General features: G+C 40.8%; 14 protein-coding genes. 12 read left to right on the forward strand and 2 right to left on the reverse strand.

Features of this window, described 5'->3' with window-relative positions:
- Positions 1 to 40 precede the first annotated feature (40 nt).
- The 10 genes from BUB11_RS15210 (at position 41) to BUB11_RS15255 (ending at position 9,216) form a co-directional block, all read left to right on the forward strand.
- Positions 41 to 748 carry an ABC transporter ATP-binding protein gene (locus tag BUB11_RS15210; protein ID WP_073030617.1) on the forward strand — a complete coding sequence of 236 codons (708 nt, stop codon included), beginning with the start codon at positions 41 to 43 and terminating at the stop codon, positions 746 to 748.
- Between the two features lie 82 nt (positions 749 to 830).
- Positions 831 to 1,622 (forward strand): aspartate/glutamate racemase family protein, encoded by a 792-nt coding sequence (locus BUB11_RS15215; protein WP_073030618.1) that lies wholly within the window; start codon positions 831 to 833, stop codon positions 1,620 to 1,622.
- A 53-nt stretch (positions 1,623 to 1,675) separates the two neighbouring features.
- The gene (locus BUB11_RS15220) at positions 1,676 to 3,118 is read left to right on the forward strand and encodes a trimethylamine methyltransferase family protein (RefSeq protein WP_073030619.1); all 1,443 of its coding nucleotides are present in this window, start codon (positions 1,676 to 1,678) and stop codon (positions 3,116 to 3,118) included.
- 39 nt (positions 3,119 to 3,157) lie between these two features.
- Positions 3,158 to 3,793, forward strand: a complete 636-nt coding sequence (locus BUB11_RS15225) for a cobalamin B12-binding domain-containing protein (protein WP_073030620.1) — start codon at positions 3,158 to 3,160, stop codon at positions 3,791 to 3,793.
- A 99-nt stretch (positions 3,794 to 3,892) separates the two neighbouring features.
- Positions 3,893 to 5,311: a trimethylamine methyltransferase family protein gene (locus BUB11_RS15230; protein WP_073030621.1), complete on the forward strand. Its 1,419-nt coding sequence runs from the start codon at positions 3,893 to 3,895 to the stop codon at positions 5,309 to 5,311.
- A 91-nt stretch (positions 5,312 to 5,402) separates the two neighbouring features.
- On the forward strand, positions 5,403 to 6,830 hold the full coding sequence (locus BUB11_RS15235) for a trimethylamine methyltransferase family protein (protein WP_073030622.1): 1,428 nt from the start codon (positions 5,403 to 5,405) through the stop codon (positions 6,828 to 6,830).
- A gap of 196 nt (positions 6,831 to 7,026) precedes the next feature.
- Complete coding sequence (locus tag BUB11_RS15240; protein WP_073030623.1) at positions 7,027 to 7,356, forward strand: PadR family transcriptional regulator; 330 nt, start codon at positions 7,027 to 7,029, stop codon at positions 7,354 to 7,356.
- Complete coding sequence (locus tag BUB11_RS15245) at positions 7,356 to 8,045, forward strand: DUF1129 domain-containing protein (RefSeq protein WP_073030624.1); 690 nt, start codon at positions 7,356 to 7,358, stop codon at positions 8,043 to 8,045. The genes BUB11_RS15240 and BUB11_RS15245 overlap by 1 nt, the downstream gene beginning before the upstream one ends.
- A gap of 175 nt (positions 8,046 to 8,220) precedes the next feature.
- Positions 8,221 to 8,781 (forward strand): DNA-3-methyladenine glycosylase I, encoded by a 561-nt coding sequence (locus BUB11_RS15250; protein WP_073030625.1) that lies wholly within the window; start codon positions 8,221 to 8,223, stop codon positions 8,779 to 8,781.
- 114 nt (positions 8,782 to 8,895) lie between these two features.
- Positions 8,896 to 9,216, forward strand: a complete 321-nt coding sequence (locus BUB11_RS15255) for a MazG-like protein (RefSeq protein ID WP_073030626.1) — start codon at positions 8,896 to 8,898, stop codon at positions 9,214 to 9,216.
- Positions 9,217 to 9,541: 325 nt separating this feature from the next.
- On the opposite strand, the gene BUB11_RS15265 is transcribed toward BUB11_RS15255, so the two are convergent.
- Positions 9,542 to 10,003: a hypothetical protein gene (locus BUB11_RS15265; RefSeq protein ID WP_073030628.1), complete on the reverse strand. Its 462-nt coding sequence runs from the start codon at positions 10,001 to 10,003 to the stop codon at positions 9,542 to 9,544.
- A gap of 567 nt (positions 10,004 to 10,570) precedes the next feature.
- Between BUB11_RS15265 and BUB11_RS15270 the strand changes: the two genes are divergently transcribed.
- The gene (locus tag BUB11_RS15270) at positions 10,571 to 11,248 is read left to right on the forward strand and encodes a response regulator transcription factor (RefSeq protein ID WP_073030629.1); all 678 of its coding nucleotides are present in this window, start codon (positions 10,571 to 10,573) and stop codon (positions 11,246 to 11,248) included.
- A 3-nt stretch (positions 11,249 to 11,251) separates the two neighbouring features.
- Positions 11,252 to 12,943: a sensor histidine kinase gene (locus BUB11_RS15275; protein WP_084110311.1), complete on the forward strand. Its 1,692-nt coding sequence runs from the start codon at positions 11,252 to 11,254 to the stop codon at positions 12,941 to 12,943.
- Positions 12,944 to 13,173: 230 nt separating this feature from the next.
- Here the strand turns inward: BUB11_RS15275 and BUB11_RS15280 are convergent, their stop codons facing one another.
- A complete protein-coding gene (locus BUB11_RS15280; RefSeq protein WP_073030630.1) occupies positions 13,174 to 13,401 on the reverse strand; it encodes a DUF1659 domain-containing protein in 228 nt (75 codons plus the stop codon).
- Between the last annotated feature and the right edge of the window lie 2 nt (positions 13,402 to 13,403).

The following is a 13,403-nucleotide window of genomic DNA, read 5'->3' on the forward strand; positions in this document are numbered from 1 at the left end:
TATGTCCTTCCCTTGATTAAGCTTGATTGGAGGTAAGGGAATGCTGGAAATTAGTGGGATTGATACTTCGTATGGCAACCTTCAAGTATTGTGGGATGTCTCGCTGAATATTGGAGAAGGAGAAATTGTTGCAGTGTTAGGGCCTAATGGATCAGGGAAAACGACAATGCTGAAAAGCATTATGAACCTAGTCTCAGTTAAAAGAGGAAAGATTATGTTTCTTGGACAAGACATAACAGGCAAACCCATACATGAATTGACCAGACTGGGATTAGCCTTCGTTCCTGAGGAACGACATTTATTTCCGGCAATGACAGTGATGGAAAATCTCTTATTAGGGGCGTATACAATCCGAAATAAAAAAATCATTAAGGAAACATTTAATCGCGTCTTTGAACTATTTCCACGTTTAGCTGAAAGAAAGAAACAATATGCCGGCACCATGAGTGGCGGCGAAAGACAAATGCTTGCCATCGCTCGGGGGATTATGTCAAACCCTAAAATGTTGATTTTGGATGAACCTTCTATGGGGTTAGCTCCTCAGAATGTACTCGCGGTCTTTGAGACGATCAAGAAATTGAGTGCAGAGAAGGTTACGGTCTTAATCGTCGAGCAGAATGTAAACACAACTTTGACAGTTGCAGATCGTGCCTATGTAATGGAACAGGGGAGAATCGTCATGGAGGGTTCAAGCAGTCAGCTCCAAGGGGATGATCACATAAGAAAAATGTACATGGGTATAGCCTGAACTCTTTTGTTACTTATTTCACTACAAGAGGAACCATATTGACTATTGTGCTGTGTTTAAATCAACAGTGGAGGTATCAAAAATGATTCTCGGACAAAATCGGGATATGGGTATTAACCATATTAAAACACGGAAAAGTCATGTTTGTTATGGTATGGGGCTTGGAATGATTCTATTAAATGATGCCTATCCGGGATTTCCAGGGGACAATCGCAATGCCAGTGCTTTTCCTTACCCTATACAGTATCAAATTGCAGAAGGTGTGACTAACAAGACACTCGTTTATGATAAGGATCCAGGTAAATGTCGAGCAGCTGTTATAGATGCTGCAAAAAAGTTAGAACGAATGGGTTGCAGGGCAATTGCGGCTGAATGTGGATACTTTGCCTTTTTCCAGAAGGATGTGGCAGCAGCAATTGACATTCCGGTGTTTATGTCAAGCTTGCTGCAAGTTCCGTTTGCGCAATTAGTTATTGGACCCAAAAAACAAGTCGGCATAATATGCGCCCAGAAGAAGTTCCTAGATGTGGAACATTTAGAGAATGTCGGAATTAGAAGTGACAGCAATTATGTTATTGGAGGGGCTCAGGATGAGTATGGTTGTACTGAGTTCGACAATTTATGGAACCCTGACAAACGGCCTGCATGTCCCAACGCCTATTACGATAAGGCAGAGCAGCAAATGATTGAGGCTACCAAAAAGTTTAAGGACAAACATGTGGATATAGGGGCAATCGTCTTAGAGTGTACAGGTATGCAGCCTTTTGCCCGAGCAATTCAAAGAGAGGTAGAACTACCGGTTTTTAGTTGGGGAACATTATTGGACTATGCTTACTCTGTGACGGTACATCGTGACTACTATGGACATGTCTAAATAGTACTCATAATACAACTTGTAATAAATCAATCTCATGGGGAGGCAAATAAATGAGCACATCAACGAAACGCAACTTGTCGCTTACCATCCTCGATCAAGAGAAGTTTGAGCAAATTCATGAGGCAAGTTTGCATCTGATGGAAAATGTGGGCATGAAGATTGGAGGCACACGGGCGCTTAAGTTGTTACACGACAACGGCGCTGTAACGACCGGCGATGGCCTTACTATAATTCCCAGGGGTCTTGTAGAGAGAGCGTTGAAAAGTGTACCAAAGGAGCTGGTACTTTATACACGCGATGGTGAACCTTCTATGAAGATTAATAATGATAATCCTGTATATTTTGGCACACATGCTGATCAATTGGAACTAGTTGATCCATTGTCTGGAATTGTTCGGAAATTCCTTAGAAAAGATACTGCCATGATGTGCAAGTTGGCCGACTACTTGCCGAACATCCACTTTGTTTTGTCTGTGGGTATGTCGTCGGATGTAAGACCTGTAGTGCAGTCCCAAATCACGTTTTTGGAGACAGTTAAGCATTTCAGTAAAACTATTAACTTTTCTACCAATGATATTGAAGGGCTAAAGGATATTATTGAGATCGCCGCTATTGTGGCTGGGGGATTAAAAAACCTTCAAGAAAAACCCTTTATTTTCAACTATTGTGAGCCAATTCCACCTCTTGCGCATCCCAATGAGAGTACGGAAAAGCTTTATATTAGCGCAGAAAATCGTATTCCAGTGGTCTATATGCCCTATTGTATGATGGGCGGGACCTCTCCTATGAGCTTTGCGGGGACCCTAGCTCAGTGTAACGCTGATATGTTAACTGGGTTAGTTATTACGCAGTTGGTTTCTGAAGGTGCTCCATTCATCTATGGTTCTATGCCTTCAGTTTTTGATATGCGGACAACAATCGGAAGTTATGGGGCACCTGAGTTTCACTTGTTAGTTGCGGCGTCCTCCGATTTGGCAGCGTATTATGGTATACCCTTCTTTGGAACTGCCGGATGCACAGATGCTAAAGTGCTTGATGAACAGGCAGTAGTAGAAACGACTATGGAACTTTTCTCCACAATGCTCAGTAAAGCCAATATCGTCCATGATGTTGGAGTAATGGATCATTGTAACAGTGTCTCTCCAGAATTAGTTGTTTTGGCTGATGAGATTATCGAGGGCTTAAAACACTACACCCAAGGTGTTCAGGTGAATGCAGAGGAACTTGCCTTAGATGTGATAAAGGAAGTAGGACCTGGAGGTCATTTTCTGACGAATATACATACTCTGAATAATTTCAAAAAAGTTTGGTATCCAAGTTTATTTAGCCGGGATATGCAGAACAGTAACGAATCTCAAGTTAAGGGAAAAGTGAGAGAAAAGATCAGAAGTATTATGGAGAGCCATCTGGTCCCTCAACTAGATGCAACTATTCTCATGGAACTCGAAAAATGGAATGTAAAATTGGAAACGTATCAACCAACTGCCCAATGAAATTAGAATAACGGATTAATAATTTAGGAGGTACTCTTTATGTCAAGTTTTGCGGATCTCGCTCAATATGTAATTGAAGGCGCGGAAAGTCAAGTTCGGGAGCAAGTCAAGTCTTTAACTGCTCAGGGTGTAAACCCGTTAGAAATCATTAACCAGGGCTTAATTGCAGGCATGAGTGTTGTTGGAACTCGTTTCAAAGCTGGGGATATGTTTGTTCCTGAAGTGCTGATGTCAGCGCGGGCCATGAGCGCAGGAATCGAAATCGTCAGACCTTTGATTGCTGAAACTGATATGCCTAGCTTTGGAAAAGTAGTATTAGGTACTGTGAAAGGTGACCTTCATGATATCGGCAAAAATTTAGTAGGAATGCTGTTAGAAAGTTCCGGCTTCAAGGTCATTAATCTCGGTGTGGATATTTCACCTGAACAATTTGTTCAGGCCGTAAAAGAGCATAACCCAGACATTGTAGCTTTATCTGCGTTGCTTACAACGACGATGACTGCGATGAAAGAGACGATTGAGCTCCTCCAGGAAGAAGGCCTAAAAGATAAACTGAAAATTATTGTTGGCGGCGCACCCGTCTCCATGGACTTTGCTGACCAAATTGGTGCTGATGGGTATGCACCAGACGCTGGATCTGCTGCTGATCTGTGTAAAAAAATACTCTGTTTATAAACCTGTTTTTACTAATGTCGTGGGTGGGTGTGGTTGTCGAATTGACTCATACTCCTTGATCGGCAGTCGATCGGCAACCACCTAAAGGGAGGAAATTAAATGAGTACATCGACACGGAACTTGTCTCTAACCATCCTCGATCAAGAGAAGTCGGAGCAAATTCATGAGGCAAGTCTATATCTGATGGAAAACGTGGGGATGAAAATTGAAGGGACAAGGGCATTTAAGCTGTTGCATGACAACGGCGCTGTAACGACCAACGAAGGATTTACATTGATCCCCAGAGAACTTGTGGAAAGAGCCCTTAAGAGTGTTCCAAAGGAACTGGTACTTTATAAACGCGATGGTGAACCTTCTATTAAAATTAATAATGTTAATGCAGTTTACTTTGGAACCCATGCTGATCAATTGGAACTCGTTGATCCGTCATCGGGAAGGGTTCGGAAATTCCTCAGGAAAGACACTGCAATGATGTGCAAATTGGCCGACTACCTGACGAACATCCACTTTATTTTGTCAGTAGGAATGTCAGCGGATTTGAGGCCTGAAGTGCAGTCTCAAATCACTTTTTTGGAGACAGTGAAGCATTTCAGTAAAACCATTAACTTTTCCACCAATGATATTGGTGCCTTAAAAGATATCATCGAGATCGCTGCCATTGTGGCTGGTGGATTAAACAACCTTCAAGAAAGACCCTTTATTTTTTACCTTTGTGATCCAATTCCACCCCTTGCTCATCCTAAAGAGAGTACGGAGAAGCTCTATATTAGTGCAGAAAATCGTATTCCGGTGGTATATATGCCTTATTGTATGATGGGCGGAACCTCTCCCATGAGCCTTGCCGGTACGTTAGCTCAGTGTAATGCCGATATATTAACTGGTTTGGTTATTACTCAGTTGGTTTCTGAAGGGAGTCCATTTATCTATGGTTCTATGCCTTCAGTTTTTGACATGCGCTCAACAATTGGCAGTTATGGAGCCCCTGAGTTTCATTTGTTAGTCGCAGCGTCTTCCGATTTAGCAGCGTATTATGGTATACCATTCTTTGGAACTGCCGGATGCACAGATGCTAAAGTGCTTGATGAACAGGCGGTAGCAGAAACAACCATGGAACTTTTCTCCACAATGCTTAGTAAAGCCAATATCGTCCATGATGTTGGGGTAATGGATCATTGTAACAGTGTCTCTCCAGAATTAGTTGTTTTGGCTGATGAGATTATCGAGGGCTTAAAACACTATACCCAAGGTGTTCAGGTAAATGCCGAGGAACTGGCCTTAGATGTGATAAAGGAAGTAGGGCCTGGAGGGGACTATCTGACGAACCTGCATACCCTGCTTAATATAAAGAAGGTTTGGTATCCAAGTTTATTTAGCCGGGATATGCAGAACATTAACGAATCTCAAATTAAGGAAAAAGTGAAAGAAAAGATAAGTAATATTATGGAGAGCCATCAGGTTCCTCAACTAAATAAATCTATTCTCATGGAACTTGAAAAATGGTCAGCAAAATTAGAGTAACACTGGTGCATTGTTAGGGAGGTTCCTATCTTGCGCTATAGAATATAAGGTTAGTGAGTTGCACCAAATAAATGGACTGGAGGGTTCTCACATGATTGAATTGGACGAAATGGATGATGATCTGAGGAAAATCCATGAAGCATCAATGGCTGTATTGGAACAAACAGGCATGAGGTTTCATCATCCTAAAGTATTAGAAATTATGCGACAAAATAGGATCCGTATTGAAGGACAGACTGCTTTCTTTACTCGGGAACAGGTTATTGATTGGGTCAGTAAGGCCCCGACTCATTTTAAGATGCATGCCAGAAATCCGAACTATGATTTTGTAGTTGGGGGTGACCACGTTGAAGTTTGCCCAGGGTCAGGCTCCTCCTTCGTATGCGAAGTTGATGGAACAAAACATGCCGCTTTAATGAGTGATTACATAAATTTTCTAAAACTTTACCATCAGTCAAGCTATTACAAGGTAAATGGCGGCATCGTCGTTCAGCCTACAGATATCGGTCGCTCAACGATTGCTTTGATGCTTTATGCAACAATGGTCTTTTCCGATAAGGTTATCATCACAGGTACGGGTACAGCTAAAGAAGTCGAACAATTGATGGACATGTTGGGAATAGTGTTTGGTGGTAAGACCTCTCTGGCGGATAAGCCAAGATGTCTGACGATTGTTAATACAAATACACCGCTTCAGTTTGATACAAACATGTTGGAAACAATGATGGTGTTTAATAAATACAAGCAGCCTGTAGTCATTGCCGCCGCTTCAATGGCCGGGACAACAGCGCCGATGACTCTTGCAGGTACAATTGCCTTGGCCAATGCGGAGGTACTGGCAGGTATTGCTGTCGCTCAAATGATAAATAAAGGTACGCCTGTAATTTACGGTTCCCAGTCAACCACCTCCGACATGAGGACAGGAAGTATTGCCATAGGTGCACCTGAAGGAGCCTTAGCCTATCAATATGCAGCTCGTTTGGCGAAGTCCTATGGGCTTCCCTGCCGGGGTGGAGGTACCCTGACTGATGCCAAGACCTTGTCTGTGCAAGCGGGGTATGAAAGCATGTTAACCTTACTAGCCAGCTACTCGGCCAAAACAAATCTTATTTTCCAAAGTTCGGGTATCATAGATAGCTATAACTCGATGTGCTATGAGAAGTTTATAGCTGATTTAGAAATCATCGGAATGGTCAAACGTTATATTGATGGGGTAAAAGTCGATGCCGAAACACTCGCAGTCGATGAGATTACTAAGGTAGGCATAGCGGGGCAGTTTTTAACCTCGGACCATACTATGAAGCATTTCAGAAAAGAACCATTTCTACCTGATATCAGCTTAAGAGGGGCAGTAGCCGGCGATCCTTCCGCTAAGCTAATGGATAATATTAAGACTAAGAAAGACAAGCTGCTGGCGAGTTATTGTCAGCCTGAAATGTCCCCAGAAGTACAGGGAAAGTTAGTTGAGTATCTTCTTGAATGTGGTTATGATAGCAAATTAATTGAAAGTTTGACTTGAGCATATTATAGTAAAAAATTAATAGAAGATTAAAGAATTGTTTCAAGGAGGTATTTTGCGAAATACCTCCTTGAAATTTAATTGATATCAGGGTTTTGTAGACCAGTATATTTGACATTAGTACTACCATGCACTACAATATAGTTAATCTACTATGTATCGCAATGTAGATGACACTAAGGAAGCAGGAGGAATTATGTTTGATAAATCGCAACTGATGCGCGGAACGTTAGAGGGCTGTATCTTAAAAATTATCAGTTTAGAGGTAACCTACGGTTATGAAATCATGATAAAACTGACGGGCTATGGTTTTGCTGACATACGTGAAGGTACAATTTATCCATTGCTTGTGAGGCTGGAAAAGAAAGACCTTATCTATGCGGAGTTTAGACCTTCACCATTAGGACCAAGCAGAAAATATTATTTTATTACTAAAAGCGGCATAGAAGCATTGAATTCATTTGAAGCCTATTGGAAGAGCATTTCCGTGGCGGTAAGCAAGATTTTAACGTTGGAGGTAAAGTAATGGCTAACCAGTTAGAAAAGCTGCGCAAAGAAAATAATGTGTTGGATAAACAATTATCAAAAGAAAACAATACCATTATAATGGATATGGTGTGCTATCTCAGATCTTCAGACTTATGTGAATATGATATCGAAAACATCCGCAAGGAACTTACAGGTATGGCACTGGAAGCCCAATTGAGGAACGAAAACTTTAATGACGTTGCCGGGGATGACTATAAAGCATTATGCGACGAGCTGATGAAAAACGGCAGACAGAAAACGCTCTATGAAAAAGCATTGGAAATATTGTATGTCCTTGTTTATGGCATAGGGACGTTGTATCTGGCCGAGATTCTTTTTTCCTCAACAATCATCAATATATTTAAATTCGGTCAATTCGCTATGCCAATCACGTCAGGATTCCTCGTTTCGACCTTTTTTGCCGTGGTTATTGCGTTTAGTGTTTATAATTATTTCACTAAAAATTCCTTCGAACTTTCAAATCATAATCGCAAAACCCAAATAATATTTATCATCGGTTTTACGGCAGTGTGGACAGTAGTACTGTTATTTAGAGTGTTTATGGGAAAAACCGTTTTATGGTCCATAAATTTTCTGTATCCCACAGTGTTCCTGGCAATTGCCTTTGTGTTGATCAAAAGGTTGGAAGACCAACATGTAAACAATATATTTAAAACCTATAAATAGCAGTGACTAAATGGTGAATGGTTTTTTAATCAAAGTCATGGAGAAGAGAATAGGGAACTAGAAAAGGATTCTATCAAAGCCATAATGAGCAAAAAAGGGGATGACATAGGGAATTTTTACGGATGCCATGGCTGAAAGGTATGATGATAAATGAAAATGACTGGGGGAGACTTTTATGAGTTCTTGTTCATGGCCTGGAAGGAATCTAACAATGCAACAATATCATGACAACGAGTGGTGTGTACCAAGTCATGATGATGCTTATATATTTGAAATGCTTACCTTAGAAGGGGCTCAATCCGGATTATCATGGAGTATCGTTCTTGCCAAAAGAGAAGGATATCAAAAGGCTTTTCAACATTTTAACATTGAATATTGCTCCAAACTGACGGATGAAGAATTGGAGACAATCAAAGAACAATATAATATTATAAAAAATAGAACTAAGATAAATGCTGTCAGAAGCAATGCCCTGGCTGTCATCAACATACAGAAGGAATTCGGAAGCTTTTCAACCTTCTTATGGAATTACGTTGATGATCATCCAGTGATAAACAATTGGGTATCCGAGGGGCAAATGCCTGCTCAGTCTCCCTTGTCGGAACAAATTAGTAAAGATTTGAAGAAAAGAGGCTTTAAATTTGTCGGGCCTGTAATAATCTATTCATTTATGCAAGCAATCGGTATGGTGGACGATCACCTAAGAACATGCCCTTACCATTCTACGAACAGATGAATAATCGGAATAAGTCAATGTGAAAAATAGCATTCTAGATATGACAGGGCGTTGTCATATCTAGAATGCTATAATTGATTTAAATAACATAACACAAGGAAAGAAGAGGGAACTATGAAAGATATGAATTTTAGTGAGGTAGTTGAGCGTTCCGTTCAAATAAGAAAACAATATCATCAGCTGGAACGACAGTATCATGAAAAAGAATGGACAGTAGAAGAGGATGCGCTTGCTTTCTTGACAGATGCTGGCTTGGTGGGTCGTTTGACGATGTCTCAGCAGGAGCGTTGGCCTAAAGGAGGAGATACACTATCTGAACTGGAGCATAAGCTTAGCGAATGCCTATGGTGGGTGATTGTTTTAGCAGAGCGGATGAATATTGATATCAGTGAATCATTGGATGTATTTTTATCAAAACTTGAAAAACAGTTATAAGGTTGATTTGAATACTTATTACTCAATTTCTCGCAATCGTTCTACAATACTCTGCCTATCTGTTGTGTGATAAGCAATCAAAGGAACGAAAATTCCTAGGACAAACAGCACTGGCAAAACAATCAGCAACGGCCAGAAAACAAAGTGATAACTGGTAACCAGATTTGCCCGCACAGCGTTACTTAGGAAATATTTTAAGAACCCTAGTGGGCGGGCTTGCCGCACTCAGCCCTTTAGATCTAATTATCCCAAAATACTATCGCTTTTGAAATAATACTTTCAATCCACTCTCCCATTTCTCGTTTCAGCCTGGAATGCCTACAAATTAAACCATAACCCTATGTTCGCTTTTGTGAAATATCCAAGCTGATATTGAAGACCAAACTAGAAAGACTAAAGGTTGGATATATTTAAATATGCCTATAACTTCAAGTAGGCCTGATTGTGACATTACAATACCCACAGAGTAATTTAAGGTTGCAAATAAAATTATATACGGTACTAGAAAATATTTTCTTACTGGTAGAAAATAGAAATACAACATATAGGCAAAAGCCCATGTAATAGGAGTCCAAAATGAAAATATACCGAAAATGTTAGTCACACCCATGTTCTTATAATTTATGAAACCTATAGAATGAATTAAAGATGCAATTGCTGTATCGCCTATTCCTCCAAATAATAGACCATAGAGAAAGAACTTTTTATACAAGTTTTTAGGAATTATTATAAAAGAAGCTAACCCCGTTGCCACTGCAAATATAAGATAAAATGAAAGTTCAAACATATAAACACCTCTTTAGCTTTATCTATTATCATGACATCCAGATTCTTTTTTATTACTCAATCTTGGGCGCACTGTCCCCAAAATATTATTGTCCTTAGATCAAGGCTTTCGCCATACTGTAAGCGATGTACAGCTTCTCAAAAGAGATAGGCTGAATTAACATCTAAGAGAAAATGATTTACCATATGATTCCATAATGTGTTGACGGACAATAGAATACTGCAACTGTTTACTTCCGGCGATGACGGCAATAGGTCAAATTCGTCGGCGCCGACGAATTTGACCTATTGCCAGGCCCTTCTCTAAGGATTCATTTTGGTTTCAGAACACTGTTTTTAGGTATTGTCCAATTTCATATTATTTATCGTATATGCGCCTTGTGAAACTACCCGAGTTGTCATCTACTGGACAGGTATTCTAATAGGGTGAAATTTGAGGGGTGCAGTATCCCCTCTTTTCTTATTATTGGGTTATGCTTTAAGGAAGGTATTTGCAGATCATAGAAAATTTTCGCAAGGATACAGGAAGGATATATTGGTGTGGTAACCTATACCTAGAGGTGAAAAAATGGCTTTTGAATTTTTATTGGTTGAAGATGATCCAGAGATAAGAGAAATCATTACAGACTATTTTATCGCGAAAAGCGAGGGGACTTTTAAGATAGATTCTGCCAAGTCAGGGAAGGAAGGTCAGCAAAAATGTCTTGAGAAGGACTATGATTTAGTTCTGCTGGATGTCATGCTGCCGGAGGTCGATGGATTTACAATTTGCCGGGAGCTTAGAAAAAGGAGCAATGTGCCTATTGTTTTTATCACGGCAAGGCACCAGGAGCAGGATAGATTGCATGGGTATAATCTGGGGTGTGATGATTACATAGTTAAACCTTTTTCCCTCGCAGAGCTTTATGCCAAGGTTACGGCTCTGATTAGACGGGCCAAAGGCACGGTGAGAAACGAAGTAATGAGAGCAGGGAGCATAGGTTTGAATCCATACCGTTATACGGTTATGGTCAATGACACAGAAGTAGCCCTTGCCCCCATGGAATTTGCCATTTTAAAAATACTCATAGAAAATCCCGGCCGGTTAGTGAGCCGGGAAAGCTTGCTCATCCGAATTTGGGGATATGATTTTGAAGGGAATGACAGAGTGGTGGACAATCATGTGAAAAAATTGCGGAAGGCCTTAGGGGATGCCTCGAAGCAAATTAAAACCGTGATCAAGAGAGGGTACAAATTGGAGGGGTAGAAATTGAAAAGGAACAAAATAAAGCAGACAATCTATATCCGTATCTTTGGTGCCTTATTTGCCACCTACCTGGTGCTTATGACAGGCTTTAGCCTATTCCTGATAGCTCAGGAAAAGAAGGAGGGGAGCTGGGAACTTCGCACTTTAGCCTTACAGGTCAATAATACCATCAGCGGTATCCTCCAGGATAATCTTGACAGCAACAATCAGCTTGCGGACATTGCCAAGCTTAAAAAGCAATTAGTCGGAAAGTCGTTCTTCACCTATTTAGGGACGGAAGTCGCCATATTCTCAGGGGATTACAACCTGATTTTTAATACCAATGACAACTGGTTATGCAGCTATACGGAGTATAGTGAAGGAAGTAAAAATTATACAGGCTATGGATATCTAAACCCTAAGGATTGGTTTAAGGAAAAAGAAATAACCGAGCTGGAAAATTACTTAAATGCCAATCCCAAGGCAGAAAAGGCCGGTGATCTTTCCGGGTATTCCCTTCATTTGGAGGGGTTCTGGGTGGATAATGAAATGATTATTCCTGATAAAATAAGTGTTGTGTCCATGTATGCAGATACCTTTGATGAAGAAGGAAGTGTAAGGGGAAGTAGTGGAACCCATTTAAATGACATTGTCTATACGGCAGGTTATGAAAATACCAAAAACTTGCCCTATTTTGAACATGGTCACATCCAGCCGGTTAATTACGGTTTTCGGGATAAGGAGAAAGTAATCAAGCTGCGTAATCTGGTGTCGGATCAAGAAAAGTTAAAGGAGGCTGTTAAACAGCCGGGGAATGTTTTATGTGAAAGGGTTAATTGGCTGACCTATCGCTATTACTTGCCCCAGCCTTATCAGAATACTGTAAAAGTAACCGATGACCAGAACAATTACAGTGAATTCTGGACGGTTTTTGCCCGTGAGGTCAATATATGGGATAAATGTGCCGGTACTTTGATTTTCGTATGGGTCAGCTGCTGGATAACCTTCGTTATGGCAGGACTTATACTTGCAGCCCAGACTTATAAAACCTACCAAAAGAGGGAAGAGCTTGAAAGATTTCGCAAGGAAACAACCAATGCTTTAGCCCATGATTTGAAAACACCTTTAAGCATTATTTCCGGGTATGCCCAGAATCTTATGGAAAATGTCCAGACAGAGAAAAGGGAGCACTATGCGGCTGGTATCCAGACTAATGTAAACCGGATGGATAAGATAATCCGGGAAATGCTGGAGTTATCAAGATTAGAATGTGATGTATGGCCAATAAAATTTGAGGAGGTATCTCTTGGTGAAGTGTGTGCTGAAATAATTGAGCGTTACAAGCAAGTAAGTGCAGAAAAATCCATCCTGCCCCATCTGGAAGGTGATGCAGTGATCAAAGCTGATCATTCTTTAATGGCCAGAGTGATTGACAATTTTTTTGTCAATGCCCTTGACAGTACACCTGATGGTGGAACTATTCGGATAAGCATAGCTGACAATAGATTTGAATTTTATAATAGCGGCAGCTATATTCCCGAAGAAAAGCTGAGGGAAATATGGCTGCCCTATCGAAAAGCGGATGCATCACGCGGCAATACAAAGGGTACAGGTCTTGGTTTAGCTATTTCCCGTACAATTCTGGAACTATATCACTTTTCCTATGGGGCTCAAAATAGTGATCAGGGGGTAATATTTTGGTTCGAATTTGTTTGAATTATCAAAGCATCTGCTGGATAAAGGCAGGTGTTTTTTATAGTGTGCCCGGCATGGGCGCAGTCTAACGCTAGTCCCGAGTGAGGGTTGTAACGATTGATTTTAGCACACGTTCTAGCTGTTTATAAAATCAAAGGGCATGAATCTAAGTTAACAAAGGGTGAGATCTAAAGGGCTGCGTGAAACTAAGTTTCAACACAGCCCCATCCTAGTGTGAGAGGGTATTATTCTTACGGTTCTTCCACTAGCTCCGTGCTATCACGCAATATCACGGCAGTGAGCGGCTTTTCCGAAAGGCTGAATAGGGCGGCAGCAACCTCGTGGAGGGATCCATGATCAGCATCGGGCCTCACGTAGTTTAAGCTCTTTTGCTTGATTTGGGGCCCACCGGCAGGTGTCAACCCGTCTTCATATTTCAACACTAAGGTTGAAGTCAACGGCTTATCAATGATAGGCATCT

It is taken from the genome of Desulfosporosinus lacus DSM 15449, from assembly GCF_900129935.1.
Lineage (GTDB): Bacteria > Bacillota > Desulfitobacteriia > Desulfitobacteriales > Desulfitobacteriaceae > Desulfosporosinus > Desulfosporosinus lacus.

Bases quoted from the DNA above. Each gene is read 5' to 3' on its own strand.
- BUB11_RS15220 (WP_073030619.1), top strand. From the start codon at position 1,676: ATGAGCACATCAACGAAACGCAACTTGTCGCTTACCATCCTCGATCAA.
- BUB11_RS15280 (WP_073030630.1), bottom strand. From the start codon at position 13,401: ATGCCTATCATTGATAAGCCGTTGACTTCAACCTTAGTGTTGAAATAT.
- BUB11_RS15245 (WP_073030624.1), top strand. From the start codon at position 7,356: ATGGCTAACCAGTTAGAAAAGCTGCGCAAAGAAAATAATGTGTTGGAT.
- BUB11_RS15235 (WP_073030622.1), top strand. From the start codon at position 5,403: ATGATTGAATTGGACGAAATGGATGATGATCTGAGGAAAATCCATGAA.
- BUB11_RS15250 (WP_073030625.1), top strand. From the start codon at position 8,221: ATGAGTTCTTGTTCATGGCCTGGAAGGAATCTAACAATGCAACAATAT.
- BUB11_RS15255 (WP_073030626.1), top strand. From the start codon at position 8,896: ATGAAAGATATGAATTTTAGTGAGGTAGTTGAGCGTTCCGTTCAAATA.
- BUB11_RS15210 (WP_073030617.1), top strand. From the start codon at position 41: ATGCTGGAAATTAGTGGGATTGATACTTCGTATGGCAACCTTCAAGTA.
- BUB11_RS15225 (WP_073030620.1), top strand. From the start codon at position 3,158: ATGTCAAGTTTTGCGGATCTCGCTCAATATGTAATTGAAGGCGCGGAA.
- BUB11_RS15265 (WP_073030628.1), bottom strand. From the start codon at position 10,003: ATGTTTGAACTTTCATTTTATCTTATATTTGCAGTGGCAACGGGGTTA.
- BUB11_RS15230 (WP_073030621.1), top strand. From the start codon at position 3,893: ATGAGTACATCGACACGGAACTTGTCTCTAACCATCCTCGATCAAGAG.
- BUB11_RS15270 (WP_073030629.1), top strand. From the start codon at position 10,571: ATGGCTTTTGAATTTTTATTGGTTGAAGATGATCCAGAGATAAGAGAA.
- BUB11_RS15240 (WP_073030623.1), top strand. From the start codon at position 7,027: ATGTTTGATAAATCGCAACTGATGCGCGGAACGTTAGAGGGCTGTATC.
- BUB11_RS15215 (WP_073030618.1), top strand. From the start codon at position 831: ATGATTCTCGGACAAAATCGGGATATGGGTATTAACCATATTAAAACA.